We start from the raw sequence: 17,234 nt of genomic DNA on the forward strand, positions 1-17,234 counted from the left end.
GAAACACTAACGTGCTAGAACGTCTATCCTGGAAAAGGCTGGCATTGGAGCTGGCTTTTTTTTGTTTACCCGCGCTACTGCTGGGGCTGATTTTTGGTTATCTGCCTTGGTTCCTGCTGGTCGCCGTTTTAGGCCTGCTCTGCTGGAATTTTTATAACCAGCTCAAACTCTCTTACTGGCTGTGGGTTGACCGTAGTATGACGCCACCGCCCGGCAGCTGGAGCTGGGAGCCGCTGTTTTACGGGCTCTATCAGATGCAGTTGCGTAACCGACGCCGGCGCCGGGAACTGGCGCTCCTGATCAAACGGTTTCGCAGCGGTGCAGAATCCTTGCCGGATGCTGTGGTGATCACCACCGAAGAGGGAACGATATTCTGGTGTAATCATCTGGCGCAGCATCTGCTTAATTTCCGCTGGCCTGAAGATAATGGTCAGAATATCCTCAACTTATTACGCTATCCTGAATTCACTAATTACATGAAAAGACAGGATTTCAGCCGTCCTCTTACGCTGCAATTGAATAATTCCCACCATGTCGAATTCCGTGTGATGCCCTATTCCGAAGGGCAGCTACTGATGGTGGTGCGTGATATTACGCAAATGCACCAGCTTGAAGGGGCCAGACGTAACTTTTTTGCCAATGTAAGCCATGAACTGAGAACCCCGCTGACGGTGTTGCAGGGCTATCTGGAAATGATGCAGGAAGAAACGCTGGATACGGCGCTACGTGGGAAAGCGTTGAGTACCATGCAAGAGCAGACCCGACGCATGGACGGGCTGGTCAAACAGCTGCTGACGTTGTCCCGCATTGAGGCGGCGACGGCGATCGATCTGAATGAAAAAGTCGATATTCCGCTGATGCTGCGCGTGTTGCAGCGTGAAGCGCAAACCCTGAGTCAGGGGCGTCATGAGATCGTCTTCCGTGTGAATGAAAACCTGCGCGTATTTGGTAATGAAGAACAGTTGCGCAGTGCGGTATCCAATCTGGTGTATAACGCGGTCAACCATACGCCAGAGGGAACGCGTATCGAAGTCTGCTGGCAGAAGATCCCACAAGGTGCGCAATTTCAGGTCAGCGATAACGGGCCGGGCATTGCAGCCGAGCATTTGCCGCGCCTGACTGAACGTTTTTATCGTGTGGATAAAGCGCGTTCGCGACAGACGGGCGGCAGCGGGCTGGGGCTGGCGATTGTTAAACACGCGCTTAGCCATCATGATTCCCGTCTGGAGATCATGAGTGAGGATGGTATGGGGTCACGTTTTGTCTTTACGTTGCCGAATCGGTTGATTGTCCCTACCTCTCTGACTGAAAATACGCTGAAACCTTCAGCCTGACGGAAAACGCCATCCATGAAATCCGCCATACGTATTGCGAGCGCTTTTTTACTGCTGCTCAGCGCGTTTTGCTTCGCGCAGCCTCGCCAGATGCTGGCGGGTAACCTTTCCAGTGCGGGGTCGGATACGCTGGCTAACCTGATGGCCTTTTGGGCGGCGGATTTCAGCCAGCATTATCCGAATGTGAATTTACAGATTCAGGCTGCCGGGTCATCCTCCGCGCCAACGTCTCTGGCATCAGGAGCTGCGCAGCTTGGGCCAATGAGCCGGGCGATGAAGGCCAGCGAAATTGAGGCGTTCGTCCAGCATTATGGTTATCCGCCGCTGGCGGTGCCGGTGGCAATGGATGCGCTGGTCGTGTTGGTTAATCAGGATAACCCCCTGACGGGGCTGAATTTGTCACAGCTGGATGCTATCTTTTCGATCACGCAGCGCTGCGGTAACCATCAGCCGATAAAACACTGGGGCGATCTTGGACTACGCGGCAGTTGGGAAAAGCGCACACTACTGCGCTATGGGCGAAATTCTGCGTCGGGAACCTATGGGTTCTTTAAGCAAAAAGCGCTCTGTCGTGGCGATTTTCTTCCTCAAGTCAATGAGCTACCAGGCTCAGCGTCCGTTGTGCAGGCGGTTGCTGCGTCAACCGATGCGATTGGTTACGCCAGCGTGGGTTTTCGTACTAGTGGCGTAAAGATGTTGCCATTAGCCGCACAAGGCGCCGACTATATTTATCCCTCGACTGAAAATATTCGCAGTGGCTTGTATCCCTACACCCGCTATCTCTACATCTATGCCAACAAAGCACCCGGGCAACCGCTGGAAGCGCTGACGGCGGCATTTTTGGCGCGCGTGCTGTCTGAAACGGGACAATCGCTGGTGAATCAGGATGGTTATTTACCGCTGCCGGAAGAAACGCGTCGTCAGGCGCGTCAACAGATTGGCCTGCCTGAATAATTTTTTCTCAATGACGAATTTGCGATATTTTCTCGCTACATGAACTTTATTCATGTGATGTGAAAATTCTTCCATTGCCCTGTAATTCGGCACGTGACAGGATAGCTTTAAATTTAGACGTCCAGATGGCTAAATAAGATTGAATGTAACTATCCCTCTGGGCAAATATTTCATATTGAAACTATCTGTCAGTACACTTCTTTCCTGAAGATGAGTGCTGGCAACCTGTCAGGAGCGACATATGCCGAACACCTTATCCCCTTTCCGTGCCGATATCGTCGGCAGTTTCTTGCGTCCGGCTGCGATTAAGCAGGCGCGGCTTCAGCATCAGGCGGGTGAGATTGATGATGTTGCGCTGCGCAACATTGAAGATCGTGAGATTCTGCGGGTGGTAGAAAAGCAGCGTGAAGCTGGCTTGCAGGTTGTGACGGACGGTGAGTTGCGCCGCGCATGGTGGCACTTTGACTTCTTTGCCGACTTGCACGGCGTGGAGCGTTACGAAGCCGATCACGGTATTCAATTCAACGGTATTCAGACCAAATCCCATGCGATTCGCGTCGTGGATAAAGTGAGTTTTAATCCCCAACACCCAATGCTCGATCATTTCCGCTACCTGAACAGCATTTCTGGTGATGCAGTCGCTAAAATGACGATTCCTAGTCCAAGCGTGATGCATTTCCGCGGCGGACGAAAAGCGATTGATGCGACGGTTTATCCCGATCTGGCTGACTACTTTGACGATTTGGCGCAAACCTGGCGCGATGCGATCCACGCATTTTATGATGCAGGTTGCCGCTTCCTGCAACTGGATGACACTGTGTGGGCCTATTTGTGCTCTGACGATCAAAAACGCCAGATCCGTGAACGTGGTGAAGATCCTGCACAGTTGGCACGGACCTATGCCGATGTCCTGAATAAAGCACTGGCTGATAAACCTGCCGATCTGGTTATTGGTTTACACGTTTGTCGTGGTAATTTCCGTTCGACCTGGATTTCTGAAGGTGGATATGAGCCTGTTGCAGAAATTCTGTTTGGTGAAGTGAATGTCGATGCATTCTTCCTGGAATACGATACCGAGCGAGCGGGCGGGTTTGAGCCACTGCGTTTTGTGAAGCCGGGCCATCAGCAGGTGGTGCTGGGGCTTATTACTACGAAGAACGGTGAGTTGGAGGAGGCTGAAGTCGTGCAGGCGCGTATCGCGGAGGCGGCAAAGTATGTCGATCTCAGCCAGATCTGCCTGAGCCCGCAATGCGGTTTTGCTTCAACGGAAGAGGGCAATAGTCTGACGGAAGAGCAGCAGTGGAATAAGCTGAAGCTTGTCGTGGATATTGCTAATCGCGTGTGGTAACACCGATGAAGTAACCTTGCTCTGATAATGGATATACAGAGGCTGGATCATACGATCCAGCCTTTTTTGTGGGCGTTATCCTGCTTTCCACCGGCGACATTTTTGTACAATATGTTTTTTTTATGATCTAACAACGCATTTTATGACGATTTTTGTCAGTTTTATTGCAATGAAATATCGATAAATGCGCAAATCATGTGTTATGTAGTTCAGGATAAACAAATTTATATTCTTATTTTTTCGCATAATCAGGCTGGATACTCTAGTTTTTAGATCTCTACTTGTCTTTTTGCGCTATAAACGGTTTACTTATCACCCGATATGGCTGTGCAAAAAATAACTCCTCTATGCTCGCCATCTTTCGCGTCGACAGCGTGTTGGCACCATGCTTCGGGCTACCCGTTTGCGAACGGCTTCTGCGGCGATAAACGACACGATTTTCTTTTTATCGATTTGATACAGGCAACACGACATCACTATGAGTCATCGTTTAACTTCCAAAGATATTGTGGCATTAGGTTTTATGACCTTTGCTTTATTCGTGGGGGCTGGAAATATCATTTTCCCCCCTATGGTGGGATTGCAGGCAGGAGAGCACGTATGGATCGCAGCGCTCGGCTTTCTGCTAACGGCGGTTGGTCTACCAGTGTTGACCGTGATCGCGCTTGCCCGGGTTGGCGGTGGCGTTGATGCGCTCAGCTCGCCGATTGGTAAAAAGGCCGGTGTGGTTTTGGCTACCGTGTGCTATTTGGCCGTTGGGCCACTGTTCGCCACGCCGCGCACGGCAACCGTGTCGTTTGAAGTCGGTCTTGCTCCTTTGGTCGGTAACGGTGCCGCTCCTCTTCTGGTTTACAGCCTGATTTACTTTGCTATCGTCATCGGGATTTCTCTGTATCCGGGAAAACTGCTGGATACGGTCGGCCATGTGCTGGCACCCTTGAAGATTATTGCACTGGCGGTACTGGGTGTTGCTGCGGTGCTGTGGCCTGCGGGCACGCCGATTCCTGCGACAGAAGCGTATGAGCATCTGCCGTTCTCCAATGGCTTCGTTAATGGCTATCTGACAATGGATACGCTGGGCGCGATGGTCTTTGGTATTGTAATTGTCAATGCGGCACGCTCACGGGGGGTGACAAGTTCAGTGCTGCTGACGCGTTATACCGTGTGGGCTGGGTTAATTGCAGGCATCGGTCTGACACTGGTCTATTTGAGCTTATTCCAGCTCGGTTCTGTCAGTGGTGAACTGGCGCCGCAGGCACTGAATGGGGCAGAGATTCTCCATGCTTATGTGCAACACACGTTCGGTAACATGGGAAGCAGCTTCCTGGCGTTGTTAATCTTTATCGCGTGTCTGGTGACGGCGGTGGGGCTAACCTGTGCGTGTGCTGAATTCTTTGCACAATATCTGCCGCTGTCTTATCGCACGTTGGTATTTGTACTGGGAGCGTTCTCAATGGTGGTGTCCAACCTGGGCTTGAGCCACCTGATCCAACTTTCCATTCCCGTGCTGACGGCGATTTATCCACCGTGTATCATTCTGGTTTTATTGAGCTTTACGCTGCGTTGGTGGAATAGCGCTTCACGTATTGTGGCCCCTGTCATGTTAGTCAGTCTGTTATTTGGCATGATTGATGGTATAAAATCATCGGCTTTCAAATCGCTGCTGCCAGAGTGGAGCCTCAACCTGCCGCTGAGCGAGCAAGGGTTGGCCTGGCTATCACCATCACTGCTGATTTTGCTGGTCGCGGTGATTTACGACAGACTGTGTGGTCGACAGGAAGTTACGGTACATCAATAATATCGTTAATGCCTGATAGCGTTGGGGCGGTAGGGATAGCGTACTGCTCCAGCACAGCGTTGGGTTTCTGCACCACAGGTATTTGCCTGTGGTTTTTCTTTTTGTACGTTTTTCTTTTATAAGACAGGGCTGCTTATCAATGGAACAACCATCCTCCAAGCTCAAGCGTGGGTTAAGCACGCGGCATATCCGCTTTATCGCCCTTGGCTCGGCGATCGGAACCGGTCTGTTTTATGGTTCCGCGAGTGCGATTCAAATGGCTGGCCCCAGTGTGTTACTGGCTTATCTAATCGGCGGGGTTGTCGCGTATATCATCATGCGCGCACTGGGCGAAATGTCGGTGCACAATCCACAATCCAGCTCGTTTTCTCGCTACGCACAGGATTATCTTGGGCCGTTGGCAGGATATATCACGGGCTGGACCTACTGTTTTGAGATGCTGATTGTTGCTATTGCGGATGTGACCGCATTTGGCATCTACATGGGCGTCTGGTTCCCTGCGGTGCCGCACTGGGTGTGGGTCTTGAGCGTAGTGCTCATTATTGGTGCCATCAACCTGATGAATGTTAAAGCCTTTGGCGAACTGGAGTTTTGGCTCTCTTTCTTCAAAGTGGCCACCATTATCATCATGATCGTTGCCGGGATCGGCATCATTGTCTGGGGTATTGGTAACGGTGGTCAACCCACCGGTATCCATAATCTATGGAGTAATGGCGGGTTCTTCAGTAACGGTGTGATGGGGATGATTCTATCGCTACAGTTGGTGATGTTTGCGTATGGCGGCGTGGAGATTATTGGGATCACCGCTGGTGAAGCCAAAGACCCGCATAAATCCATTCCTCGTGCGATTAACTCTGTACCGTGGCGTATTCTGGTGTTCTATGTCGGTACACTATTCGTCATTATGTCGATTTATCCATGGAATCAGGTAGGCACCAACGGGAGCCCGTTCGTGCTGACGTTCCAGCATATGGGCATTACGGCGGCGGCAGGTATCCTGAACTTTGTCGTGATTACGGCTTCGCTGTCGGCGATTAACAGCGATGTCTTCGGTGTCGGACGTATGCTGCATGGGATGGCGGAGCAGGGACATGCACCGAAAGTGTTTAGCCGTGTATCCAAACGTGGTATTCCGTGGGTTACGGTCGTTGTGATGATGATGGCACTGCTGGTAGCGGTGTACCTGAATTACATTATGCCCGGCAAAGTGTTCCTGGTGATTGCTTCACTGGCCACCTTTGCGACGGTGTGGGTGTGGATCATGATTCTGTTCTCTCAGATCGCATTCCGCCGCCGCCTGAGCCCTGATGAAGTGAAGTCGTTGGCGTTCCCTTTACGTGGGGGTATCGCGACCTCTGTGTTTGGTATCGTCTTCCTGTTCTTCATCATCGGTTTGATTGGCTACTTCCCGGATACCCGTGTGTCTCTGTATGTCGGCATCATCTGGATATTGCTGCTTTTAGTGGGCTATGTCTGGAAGAAGAAGCGTCAGAACACGGTAGCGGCACAGAATTAAGCTAGCTGTTTGCTATTAGATAGCGCTCCCGTCGGAGCGCTGAGGTTGCTGACAAAGTCCGTTACTCCCGTTTTCATTTAGGAAATAGGTTTGTCAACGCTCTGAAAGCTCCCGTTGGAGCGCTTTTTTTAACCGGTATTACGCTTTCGGCGTAGCTATTTGCTGCGCCATTACCCGCATATCATGGCCGGTTGGAGCTTGGTGAATGCGCAGATCGAATTCCGGCAGAATCGCAAAGATATGGTCGAAAATATCGGACTGAATACTTTCGTAATCAATCCAGGCGGTGGTGTTGGTAAACGCGTAAATCTCCAGTGGTACCCCTTCTGACGTTGGTTCAAGTTGTCTCACCATCAGCGTCATCCCTTTATGAATACCCGGATGAGTGCGCAGATAAACCTGAAGGTAGGCGCGGAACGTCCCCAGATTCGTCAGACGACGGCCATTCAGCGGCGATGTCAGGTCAGAATCGGATTGTGCGTTGTGCTGCTCTAGTTCGCTCTTCTTGTTTTGAATATAAGTCGATAGTAACTTGCTGCGCAGCAATCGCGCCTGCTCGTCCTCCGTCATGAAATGCACGCTGGTGGTATCGATATTGATGCTGCGCTTGATGCGTCGCCCCCCTGATTCCGACATTGAACGCCAGTTTTTGAAAGAGTCGGATACCAGCGAATAGGTAGGAATAGTAGTGACGGTATTGTCCCAGTTTTTTACTTTTACCGTTGTCAGCCCAATGTCGATGACAGCACCGTCAGCGCCATATTTCGGCATTTCGAGCCAGTCTCCCAGCGTCAGCATATCGTTGGCGGAAAGCTGGATGCCAGCGACTAAACCCATGATCGGATCTTTGAATACCAACATCAGCACGGCAGCCATGGCACCTAAACCACTAATCAGGATCAGCGGTGATTTCCCGATGAGTAGTGACACCACCATGATGCTGATGACGATAGTGGCGATCAGCTTCAGACTCTGGAAGATACCGCGCAGCGGCAACTGTGCAGCGACTTTGGTTCGAGCGGAGACATTCAGCAGCACATCAAGTAATGAGAAGAGAGACAGCAGCGCAAAAATCATAATCCACACTTGGGAGCAGATGATGAGTGCTTCACGGGTTTCACTCTGCGAGGGGAGCCACACAACGACCTGAATATTCAGGATTACCCCCTGTAGCAAGAAAGCCAGCCGATTAAACAAGTTGTGTTGTGTTAGCGCCTGCTTCCACCCATGCCCTTCGGTTTTTCCTGGCTTCTTGAGTGAACGTAAAACCATTCTTTTCAGCACAACCTGATGCAGAATCAGATGAATGACGGCAGAAATAAGTAATATCAGCCCAAGAACAATCAATAATGCAATGATGCCAGCGTGTTGGATATCGGCTTCTCTCAACCACAGCGCGAGGTTTTGTTGCATGCGTTCTCCTTTTATTCCATCAATCTGCTGTGCATTAACACAATGTGACGTCAAGGCTAAGGATTTAGCGCTCCTAGTCAACCTTTTGTATCCTTTGGGATCGCTTAGGGAAGATGAGTTGTTAGGGGAATGATGAGGGAGAAATCACGAATATAAAAAAGCCAGTCGCATGGCAACTGGCTTGATTATCACATTACCTATGAAGGTAAAGATGAAGGATTACAGTTTGTCTGCGTTTTCAGACAGGTATTTCGCTACGCCGTCTGGTGACGCGCCCATACCGGATTTCCCTTTTTCCCACTGCGCTGGGCAGACTTCACCGTGTTCTTCATGGAATTGCAGCGCGTCAACGGTACGCAGCATTTCATCGATGTTACGACCCAGCGGCAGATCGTTCACCACTTGGTGACGAACCACGCCGTTTTTGTCGATCAGGAAAGAACCACGCAGTGCAACACCCGCTTCTGGGTGCTCAATGCCGTAGGCCTTCTGGATTTCGCGCTTAATGTCAGCAACCATCGCGTATTGCACTTCGCCGATGCCGCCTTTGTCCACAGGGGTTTTACGCCATGCGTTGTGAACAAACTCGGAGTCGAAGGAAACACCAACCACTTCTACGCCACGCTTTTTGAATTCGGCATAGCGGTGATCGAAAGCAATCAGCTCTGACGGACAAACGAAGGTGAAGTCCATCGGCCAGAAGAAGATCACGGCTGCTTTACCGTTGATATGTTCCTTCAGGTTGAAATTTTCGACGATTTCGCCACTGCCTAAAACGGCAGCTGCGGTGAAGTCTGGGGCTTGACGAGTTACCAGGACCATAATTACTCCTGTAGATAGCGGTTAATAATCGGAGGATGTAAAAAAACAGCGATCAGTATAGGGATTCTGCCTAAGTGAATACAGGCAAAGAGACCAATTAATGAGATAGCTTTTGCCTATTGAACCCATCGCTATTTCCTTTCAAGAGTAGATTAACCTTTTTAATCCAAAGGACAATATATCGCATAGAAAAAATAGAAACGTTGCCATTTTTCTTACAGCTGTTGCGCTTTCGCTAGCTGCATCATACGTGGATAAAATTGCCAGAAGAGTATTTCAAATTGGTGATAGTGCTGCTCGATATCCTGAAACGAGCCGGACAGTGCGGCGAGCTTCGGGCGTCGCACCGACATTCTGTACAGCACATCGGCGATAAACGGCAGCTCCGCATAGCGCGTCATCCAACGTTCCGGCCACAAATAGCGATTCAGGTTCTGAAAGCGTTCAGGGGTTTGCGCCAGATGGGGCTCGATTTGTGATTGCGCGCCATCGATAAAGGTCTGCAAAGGCGTGTCCGGTACCAGCTGTAGCCAGTGACGTGCAAGATAGTGATCCCACAGAACATCTAATGTAATGGGGGCGACGCGGCGGAATTCATCGCTGAAATACTGACGCGCCTGTTTAACTTCCGGCAGGCTGTCGGTCAGCGAGTCAACGCGGCGATGCAGGCGGATACCCGCGACGATCTCGTCAGCATAGCTGTCCTGTGGGTTGCCGCGAACAAAGTCCGCCATCAGATTACCTAACAGGGAGCTGTCGGCCAGCGCGGCCAGATGAAGGTGGGCAAGAAAATTCATGGCAACAGTATATACCCTTCATCTTTCGAGTTACAGGCTCGTTGGCTGCCCTTAAATACTCGGCCCGTCGTGGGCCTCGCCCTGAAGGGCCGCTGCAAGCAGCGTTCAAATCTGCTCCCAGCAGATTTGTCACCCCAGCCACTTACTGATGTAAGCTCCTGGGGACTCCCTCAGTTGCCGCCTTTCTGTATCTCGAAATCTATTGGGTATCATGCATTCCACGACTCAGGCGCTTATTCCTTGCAGCCATGCGCTTGCGGCTCTAGACTAGGCCGCCCATTTTTAATGTATTAACAGCTAAGTGAATTGCCATGCGCGTTGCCGACTTTTCGTTTGAACTTCCTGAGTCATTGATTGCCCATTACCCACAAGCGGAACGCAGTGGTTGCCGTTTGCTATCGCTGGATGGGCCAACGGGAAATCTGACGCACGGCGTGTTTACCGATTTGCTGGAGAAGCTGAATCCGGGCGACCTGTTGGTATTCAACAATACGCGCGTGATTCCTGCACGTCTGTTTGGCCGCAAAGTTAGTGGTGGAAAGCTGGAAGTATTGGTGGAGCGCGTGCTGGATGATCATCGGATTCTCGCCCACGTTCGGGCATCAAAAGCGCCAAAGCCGGGCACGGAACTGCTGCTGGGTGATGATGAAAGCGTCAAGGTTACGATGGTCGCTCGTCATGACGCGCTATTTGAGCTGCATTTCGATGATGCTCGCGATGCCCTGTCGATTCTGAATGACATCGGCCATATGCCGCTGCCGCCTTACATCGACAGGCCTGATGAAGACGCCGACCGTGAACTGTATCAGACGGTATATAGCCAGCGCCCAGGTGCCGTAGCGGCGCCGACTGCGGGGTTGCATTTTGATGAACCGATGTTGGCCGCACTGCGCGAGAAGGGCATCGAAATGGCATTCGTTACGCTGCACGTTGGTGCAGGTACTTTCCAGCCAGTACGTGTCGATACGATTGAAGATCACATCATGCACGCCGAATATGCCGAAGTGCCACAGGATGTCGTTGATGCCGTGCTGGCGTGCAAGGCGCGCGGAAATCGCGTGATCGCTGTTGGCACTACCTCGGTACGTTCACTGGAAAGTGCTGCGCAGGCCAGCCAGAATGCGCCGATCGCTCCGTTCTTCGGCGATACCAAGATTTTTATCTATCCGGGCTATCACTACCGCATTATTGATGCGCTGGTGACCAATTTCCATTTGCCCGAGTCGACGTTAATTATGCTGGTGTCGGCCTTTGCCGGTTACCAGAACACGATGTCTGCCTACCGCCAGGCGGTGGCAGAGCAGTATCGTTTTTTCAGCTACGGTGATGCGATGTTTATTACGCATAACCCGATGGCTGAACAGGAAAAAGTGGGATAAACCTGCTTTCTGCATAATAGCGATGCCACAGACCACGCTCTGTCAGGCATTAATACATCATTACCATCAGACTGTTTTTCTGATGCTGGAGGCTAAGTGAAGTACGAATTACAAACAACGGACGGCCGTGCGCGACGCGGTAGATTGATTTTCGAACGTGGCGTGGTAGAAACCCCGGCGTTTATGCCCGTGGGGACGTACGGAACGGTGAAAGGCATGACGCCGGAAGAAGTGAAAGAGACTGGCGCACAGATTCTGCTCGGTAATACGTTCCATCTGTGGTTACGCCCTGGTCAGGAAATCATGAAGCTGCACGGCGATCTGCACGATTTCATGAACTGGCACGGCCCGATTCTGACGGACTCTGGCGGTTTTCAGGTGTTCAGTCTCGGCGATATTCGCAAGATTACCGAGCAGGGTGTGCACTTCCGTAACCCGATCAACGGAGACTCGATTTTCCTTAGCCCAGAAAAATCGATGGAAATTCAACACGATCTCGGTTCCGATATCGTGATGATTTTTGATGAGTGTACGCCGTATCCTGCTGATTGGGATTATGCTAAGCGCTCGATGGAGATGTCACTGCGCTGGGCGAAACGCAGCCGCCAGCGTTTTGACGAACTAGAGAATAAAAATGCGCTGTTCGGTATTATTCAGGGTAGTGTTTACGAAGATTTACGTGATGTATCCGTAAAAGGTCTGGTAGACATTGGCTTTGATGGGTACGCTGTGGGCGGCTTGGCGGTAGGTGAACCGAAAGAAGACATGCACCGTATTCTGGAGCACGTTTGCCCGCAGATTCCAGAGGATAAGCCGCGCTATTTGATGGGCGTAGGCAAGCCGGAAGATCTGGTTGAAGGTGTACGCCGCGGTGTCGATATGTTTGACTGCGTGATGCCAACGCGTAACGCACGCAACGGGCATCTCTTCGTGACTGATGGCGTCGTGAAAATCCGTAATGCGAAGCATAAAGATGACGTCAGCCCGCTGGACGAACACTGTGATTGCTACACGTGTCGCAATTATAGTCGCGCCTACTTGCATCATCTTGACCGTTGCAACGAAATACTCGGAGCACGGCTCAATACCATCCATAACTTGCGTTATTATCAGCGTTTAATGGCGGGTTTACGTCAGGCCATTGAAGAGGGTAAATTAGAGCACTTCGTGGTGGATTTTTACCAACGGATAGGCAAACCCATTCCGCCGCTTGCTGAAAAAGACGTTGCCGCAAGCAACTGACAGCCCGTTTGCTATGAATTGCATTTTGCTGTGAAGCGTTTTTACGATTGTAAGGTTGATAATTTATCTTTTTGATAGCTTATCTTTTGACAAAAAAGAGGATATTTAAATGAGTCTTTTCATCTCCGATGCTGTAGCTGCAACCGGCGCTCCGGCTCAGGGAAGCCCGTACTCTCTGGTTATTATGCTGGCCGTTTTTGGTCTTATTTTCTACTTTATGATCCTGCGTCCTCAGCAAAAACGCGCCAAGGAACACAAAAAGTTAATGGATTCCATCGGCAAGGGTGATGAAGTCTTAACGACTGGCGGTCTGGTTGGTCGCGTGACCAAAGTGTCCGAAACTGGCTATATTGCGATTGCGTTGAACGAAACCAATGAAGTGGTTATCAAACGTGATTTCGTGGCTGCCGTGCTGCCGAAGGGCACGATTAAGGCCCTGTAATTTCCGATTTTCCCGAAGGGAACTGCCGTGTTAAATCGTTATCCTTTGTGGAAGTACCTGATGCTGGTCGTGGTGTTGTTTGTCGGCCTGCTCTACGCACTTCCTAACCTATATGGTGAGGATCCGGCGGTACAAGTTACTGGCGCGCGGGGAACCGCCGCCAGCGAAACGACGCTGATCCAAGTCCAGAATGTCTTAAAAGAACAAAACATTACCAGTAAGTCGATTGCATTGGAAAACGGTGCAATTCTGGCTCGCTTCTCTAACCCTGATATTCAGCTCCGCGCGCGTGAAGCGCTCGTTAATGAGCTGGGTGAAAAATTCGTCGTCGCACTTAACCTGGCACCAGCTACGCCAACCTGGCTGCGGCTGTTAGGCGCGGAACCGATGAAATTGGGGCTTGACCTGCGCGGCGGCGTTCACTTCCTGATGGAAGTGGATATGGATACAGCGCTGGGTAAACTGCAAGAACAAACCATGGACTCTTTGCGCAGCGATTTGCGTGAGAAGAGCATTCCTTATGCCTCCGTGCGTAAAATTGATAATTACGGCGTCGAAATTCGTTTCCGTGATGTTCAAACGCGTGATGACGGTATCAACTATCTGACGTCCCGTCACCGCAATCTGGTTCTCAGCAGCAGCGGTAGCAACCTGCTACGCGCAGTGATGTCTGACGAGCGTTTGCGTGAAGCGCGTGAGTACGCCGTACAGCAGAACATCAATATCCTGCGTAATCGTGTGAACCAACTGGGTGTTGCCGAACCGCTGGTGCAGCGTCAGGGGGCTGACCGCATCGTCGTTGAGTTACCGGGTATTCAGGATACGGCGCGTGCAAAAGAAATCCTTGGTGCAACCGCTACGCTGGAATTCCGTCTGGTCAACAGTAATACTGATGCGACCGCAGCGGCGAACGGCCGCGTGCCGGGCGACTCTGAAGTTAAAAACATGCGTGATGGCTCACCCGTGGTGTTGTTCAAACGCGTGATTCTGACCGGCGACCATATTACCGATTCGACATCGAGTACGGATGAATACAACCAGCCTCAGGTGAATATCTCTTTGGACAGCGCGGGTGGCAACACCATGTCCAATTTCACCAAAGACAGTATCGGTAAACTGATGGCAACGCTGTTTGTCGAATACAAAGACAGCGGAAAAAAAGATGCGACTGGCCGTTCAATATTGGAAAAACACGAAGAAGTGATCAACGTGGCGACGATTCAGTCGCGACTAGGTAACAGCTTCCGTATTACCGGTATTGATAACCCCAACGAAGCGCGTCAGCTTTCTCTGCTGTTACGTGCCGGTGCGCTGATTGCTCCGATCCAGATTGTTGAAGAACGTACCATTGGGCCAACGCTGGGGATGCAAAACATCACTCAGGGGTTGGAAGCCTGTTTGTGGGGCTTGATCGCATCGATCCTCTTTATGGTCTTTTTCTACAAGAAGTTTGGTGTCATCGCGACCAGTGCGCTGGTTGCTAACCTGGTATTGATTGTCGGCGTGATGTCGCTGTTACCAGGTGCTACGCTGACCATGCCGGGTATCGCCGGTATCGTACTTACGCTGGCGGTCGCTGTGGATGCTAACGTACTCATTAACGAACGTATCAAAGAAGAACTCAGTAATGGTCGCTCTGTACAACAGGCTATTCATGAGGGCTACAAAGGTGCATTCAGTTCGATTGTTGATGCGAACGTCACGACGTTGATTAAAGTCATCATCCTGTATGCAGTGGGTACTGGCTCTATCAAAGGGTTTGCTATCACGACTGCGATTGGGATTGCGACCTCAATGTTTACGGCGATCGTCGGTACTCGTGCCATCGTTAACCTGCTTTACGGCGGTAAACGTATCAACAAGCTGTCTATCTAGGAGTGCGTTGTGGCACAGGAACAGGAATACAACATTGAACAACTAAACCATGGGCGTAAAGTCCATGATTTCATGCGCTGGGACACATTGGCATTTGCCATTTCCGGTCTGCTGATTATCGCTTCTATCGCGATTATGGGTGTGCGTGGTTTCAATTGGGGACTCGATTTTACCGGTGGTACGGTTATTGAGATTAACCTTGAGAAACCTATCGATCTCGATGTACTGCGTAGCTCATTGGAAACCTCTGGGTTTTCAGAGCCGCAGGTGCAGAATTTCGGTAGCAGCCGTGACGTGATGGTACGTATGCCACCCGTTTCTGGCAGCGAGAACGAAGCGCTCGGTAACAAAGTGCTGAAGGTGGTGAACGATACCTTCCAGCAGCATGCGACGGTGAAACGTATTGAGTTTGTCGGGCCGAGCGTGGGGAGTGATTTGGCACAGGCGGGCGCATTGGCGCTGCTGTCTGCGTTGATTGCTATCCTTATTTATATCGGTTTTCGTTTTGAATGGCGTCTGGCGATGAGTGCCGTGCTGGCTTTGGCGCACGATGCGATCATCACGATGGGTCTGCTGTCTTTGTTCTCTATTGAGATTGACCTAACGATCATTGCGTCACTGATGTCGGTAATTGGTTATTCACTTAACGATAAGATAGTCGTATCTGACCGTATTCGTGAGAATTTCCGCAAGATTCGTCGTGGAACACCTTACGAAATTACCAACATTTCTCTGACGCAGACGCTTCACCGTACCATTATTACATCAGCGACCACGTTGGCGATGATCGTGATCCTCATGGTCTTCGGTGGCGCCTTGTTGCATGGCTTCTCGTTAACGATGTTTATTGGTGTAATCATCGGTACGATCTCTTCCATCTATGTTTCTTCTGCTCTGGCGCTGAAACTCGGTATGAAGCGTGAACACCTGATCGTTCAGAAAGTGGAAAAAGAAGGAGCGGATCAACCGTCTATCCTGCCTTAATCTACTGGCTGTAAACATAAAAAACCCCGCGTCGCGGGGTTTTTTGCATCTTAGCGTAGGGACATGTGTTAGGGGGACTCGGTTGCGGCAACAGGCGGAGGACTTTGTATTTCCTGAACCTGATGCACTCGAATAAAGCCAAGCTCTTCTGGCGTCAGACTGCTCAGACGCAATTCAATAATGGCTTCAGCTTTAGGGAGAAGCGTAGGTGAGACGACAAAAGACTGTGTCTGTGTGTCGCCAGCTAAAGGTTTCCCGCTCACGGAGTCGAGTCTCCCCCAATCGAGCTGCGCGCCAAAGGCTGGTAGCCCTTTCGCATCAAGAGTGCGAATATGCAACAACGCGCTTGTTCCGTTTGCTTCTGTTTCGATATTGCGTAGCGATACGATGAGTCTGCCAATACTGCTTTCCAGCATGGTGCTGGTTTGTGCTGCGGGCAGTAAATAAACGCCGGAGGTGGATTGGGAGTTCAACGCATTTTGACGTTCTAACGCCGTGGCCTGATCGGTCAGCGTTTGTAGTTGCTGATTGAGCTGACCTATCTGATTCTGTAATTTTGGCATCTGTCGCTGTTCCGCGCACCCGGCAAGCAAAAGCAGTGCGGGCAGGAAGGTCAGTACGCGATATCGGGTTCTCATATCTGTGGTTCCCCTTTCGATGTTTTATTCATTGATCCGTTGATCCCTGTTGCTGAGTTTAGCTGTGATTGCGCCTAAGTCATAGGCGATGCAGCTTTTTTCATCCTGTTACCCGAAGAGATGCGAAACCCTTCGCAAGGCGGAGTAGGAGTTTTGGTTAGTCCGTTAATTCAGGGTAAACTGTCCCCACGTTAAGGATTATTGGTCAGGACATATCATGCATTGCCCGTTTTGTTCCGCTGTTGATACCAAAGTCATTGATTCCCGTTTGGTCGGCGAAGGTTCACAAGTCCGTCGTCGTCGGCAGTGTCTGGTTTGTCATGAACGTTTCACCACGTTTGAAGTGGCTGAACTGGTACTACCGCGAGTGATCAAAAGCAATGAAGTTCGCGAGCCTTTTAATGAAGATAAATTGCGTAGCGGCATGCTGAAGGCGCTGGAAAAAAGGCCGGTGAGTTCTGATGACGTCGAAATGGCGATTAATCACATTAAATCTCACCTCCGCGCTACCGGCGAACGAGAGGTGACGACTAAGATGGTGGGCAACTTGGTGATGGAAGCATTGAGAAAGCTGGATAAAGTCGCTTACATCCGGTTTGCGTCGGTATACCGCAGCTTTGAAGATATCCGTGAATTTGGCGAAGAAATTGCGCGTTTGCAGGATTAAGTTGTGATGGCTCGCCAGAGATAAG

General features: G+C 50.7%; 15 protein-coding genes. 11 read left to right on the forward strand and 4 right to left on the reverse strand.

The window, feature by feature from the left end:
- Window positions 1–11 precede the first annotated feature (11 nt).
- The 5 genes from phoR (at window position 12) to proY (ending at window position 6,950) form a co-directional block, all read left to right on the forward strand.
- On the forward strand, window positions 12–1,334 hold the full coding sequence (gene phoR / locus KP22_RS00080; RefSeq protein ID WP_039321673.1) for a phosphate regulon sensor histidine kinase PhoR: 1,323 nt from the start codon (window positions 12–14) through the stop codon (window positions 1,332–1,334).
- A gap of 15 nt (window positions 1,335–1,349) precedes the next feature.
- Window positions 1,350–2,288, forward strand: coding sequence for a PstS family phosphate ABC transporter substrate-binding protein (locus KP22_RS00085; RefSeq protein ID WP_039321675.1), 939 nt, complete (start codon window positions 1,350–1,352; stop codon window positions 2,286–2,288).
- Window positions 2,289–2,529: 241 nt separating this feature from the next.
- Window positions 2,530–3,636, forward strand: coding sequence for a cobalamin-independent methionine synthase II family protein (locus KP22_RS00090; RefSeq protein ID WP_039301528.1), 1,107 nt, complete (start codon window positions 2,530–2,532; stop codon window positions 3,634–3,636).
- Window positions 3,637–4,114: 478 nt separating this feature from the next.
- Window positions 4,115–5,434 (forward strand): branched-chain amino acid transport system II carrier protein, encoded by a 1,320-nt coding sequence (gene brnQ / locus KP22_RS00095; protein WP_039321677.1) that lies wholly within the window; start codon window positions 4,115–4,117, stop codon window positions 5,432–5,434.
- 139 nt (window positions 5,435–5,573) lie between these two features.
- A complete protein-coding gene (gene proY, locus KP22_RS00100; RefSeq protein ID WP_039301532.1) occupies window positions 5,574–6,950 on the forward strand; it encodes a proline-specific permease ProY in 1,377 nt (458 codons plus the stop codon).
- 138 nt (window positions 6,951–7,088) lie between these two features.
- On the opposite strand, the gene KP22_RS00105 is transcribed toward proY, so the two are convergent.
- The 3 genes from KP22_RS00105 to KP22_RS00115 all read right to left on the reverse strand — a co-directional run bounded on the left by KP22_RS00105 (window position 7,089) and on the right by KP22_RS00115 (window position 9,982).
- Window positions 7,089–8,363 carry a mechanosensitive ion channel family protein gene (locus KP22_RS00105; protein ID WP_039301534.1) on the reverse strand — a complete coding sequence of 425 codons (1,275 nt, stop codon included), beginning with the start codon at window positions 8,361–8,363 and terminating at the stop codon, window positions 7,089–7,091.
- Window positions 8,364–8,582: 219 nt separating this feature from the next.
- On the reverse strand, window positions 8,583–9,185 hold the full coding sequence (locus KP22_RS00110) for a peroxiredoxin C (RefSeq protein ID WP_039301535.1): 603 nt from the start codon (window positions 9,183–9,185) through the stop codon (window positions 8,583–8,585).
- A gap of 215 nt (window positions 9,186–9,400) precedes the next feature.
- The gene (locus KP22_RS00115; protein ID WP_039321678.1) at window positions 9,401–9,982 is read right to left on the reverse strand and encodes an acyl carrier protein phosphodiesterase; all 582 of its coding nucleotides are present in this window, start codon (window positions 9,980–9,982) and stop codon (window positions 9,401–9,403) included.
- 311 nt (window positions 9,983–10,293) lie between these two features.
- Between KP22_RS00115 and queA the strand changes: the two genes are divergently transcribed.
- The 5 genes from queA (at window position 10,294) to secF (ending at window position 15,904) form a co-directional block, all read left to right on the forward strand.
- A complete protein-coding gene (gene queA / locus KP22_RS00120) occupies window positions 10,294–11,361 on the forward strand; it encodes a tRNA preQ1(34) S-adenosylmethionine ribosyltransferase-isomerase QueA (protein WP_039321680.1) in 1,068 nt (355 codons plus the stop codon).
- Between the two features lie 96 nt (window positions 11,362–11,457).
- Entirely contained in the window at window positions 11,458–12,603 is a 1,146-nt protein-coding gene (gene tgt / locus KP22_RS00125; RefSeq protein WP_039301591.1) for a tRNA guanosine(34) transglycosylase Tgt, read from the forward strand.
- A gap of 109 nt (window positions 12,604–12,712) precedes the next feature.
- Window positions 12,713–13,045: a preprotein translocase subunit YajC gene (yajC, locus tag KP22_RS00130; protein ID WP_010282033.1), complete on the forward strand. Its 333-nt coding sequence runs from the start codon at window positions 12,713–12,715 to the stop codon at window positions 13,043–13,045.
- Between the two features lie 27 nt (window positions 13,046–13,072).
- Window positions 13,073–14,920 (forward strand): protein translocase subunit SecD, encoded by a 1,848-nt coding sequence (gene secD / locus KP22_RS00135; protein WP_072012517.1) that lies wholly within the window; start codon window positions 13,073–13,075, stop codon window positions 14,918–14,920.
- A gap of 72 nt (window positions 14,921–14,992) precedes the next feature.
- Window positions 14,993–15,904, forward strand: coding sequence for a protein translocase subunit SecF (gene secF, locus KP22_RS00140; protein ID WP_052012483.1), 912 nt, complete (start codon window positions 14,993–14,995; stop codon window positions 15,902–15,904).
- A 68-nt stretch (window positions 15,905–15,972) separates the two neighbouring features.
- Here the strand turns inward: secF and KP22_RS00145 are convergent, their stop codons facing one another.
- On the reverse strand, window positions 15,973–16,542 hold the full coding sequence (locus KP22_RS00145) for a SadB/YajI family lipoprotein (RefSeq protein WP_039321682.1): 570 nt from the start codon (window positions 16,540–16,542) through the stop codon (window positions 15,973–15,975).
- Window positions 16,543–16,759: 217 nt separating this feature from the next.
- Between KP22_RS00145 and nrdR the strand changes: the two genes are divergently transcribed.
- A complete protein-coding gene (gene nrdR / locus KP22_RS00150) occupies window positions 16,760–17,209 on the forward strand; it encodes a transcriptional regulator NrdR (RefSeq protein ID WP_011092719.1) in 450 nt (149 codons plus the stop codon).
- Window positions 17,210–17,234: the final 25 nt, after the last annotated feature.

The organism is Pectobacterium betavasculorum (assembly GCF_000749845.1).
GTDB classification, from domain to species: domain Bacteria; phylum Pseudomonadota; class Gammaproteobacteria; order Enterobacterales; family Enterobacteriaceae; genus Pectobacterium; species Pectobacterium betavasculorum.

What these genes read in the sequence shown, in the direction of transcription:
- brnQ (WP_039321677.1), top strand. Translation starts at nt 4,115, where the DNA reads ATGAGTCATCGTTTAACTTCCAAAGATATTGTGGCATTAGGTTTTATG.
- nrdR (WP_011092719.1), top strand. Translation starts at nt 16,760, where the DNA reads ATGCATTGCCCGTTTTGTTCCGCTGTTGATACCAAAGTCATTGATTCC.
- KP22_RS00105 (WP_039301534.1), bottom strand. Translation starts at nt 8,363, where the DNA reads ATGCAACAAAACCTCGCGCTGTGGTTGAGAGAAGCCGATATCCAACAC.
- KP22_RS00115 (WP_039321678.1), bottom strand. Translation starts at nt 9,982, where the DNA reads ATGAATTTTCTTGCCCACCTTCATCTGGCCGCGCTGGCCGACAGCTCC.
- queA (WP_039321680.1), top strand. Translation starts at nt 10,294, where the DNA reads ATGCGCGTTGCCGACTTTTCGTTTGAACTTCCTGAGTCATTGATTGCC.
- KP22_RS00085 (WP_039321675.1), top strand. Translation starts at nt 1,350, where the DNA reads ATGAAATCCGCCATACGTATTGCGAGCGCTTTTTTACTGCTGCTCAGC.
- secF (WP_052012483.1), top strand. Translation starts at nt 14,993, where the DNA reads ATGCGCTGGGACACATTGGCATTTGCCATTTCCGGTCTGCTGATTATC.
- KP22_RS00110 (WP_039301535.1), bottom strand. Translation starts at nt 9,185, where the DNA reads ATGGTCCTGGTAACTCGTCAAGCCCCAGACTTCACCGCAGCTGCCGTT.
- KP22_RS00145 (WP_039321682.1), bottom strand. Translation starts at nt 16,542, where the DNA reads ATGAGAACCCGATATCGCGTACTGACCTTCCTGCCCGCACTGCTTTTG.
- KP22_RS00090 (WP_039301528.1), top strand. Translation starts at nt 2,530, where the DNA reads ATGCCGAACACCTTATCCCCTTTCCGTGCCGATATCGTCGGCAGTTTC.
- proY (WP_039301532.1), top strand. Translation starts at nt 5,574, where the DNA reads ATGGAACAACCATCCTCCAAGCTCAAGCGTGGGTTAAGCACGCGGCAT.
- yajC (WP_010282033.1), top strand. Translation starts at nt 12,713, where the DNA reads ATGAGTCTTTTCATCTCCGATGCTGTAGCTGCAACCGGCGCTCCGGCT.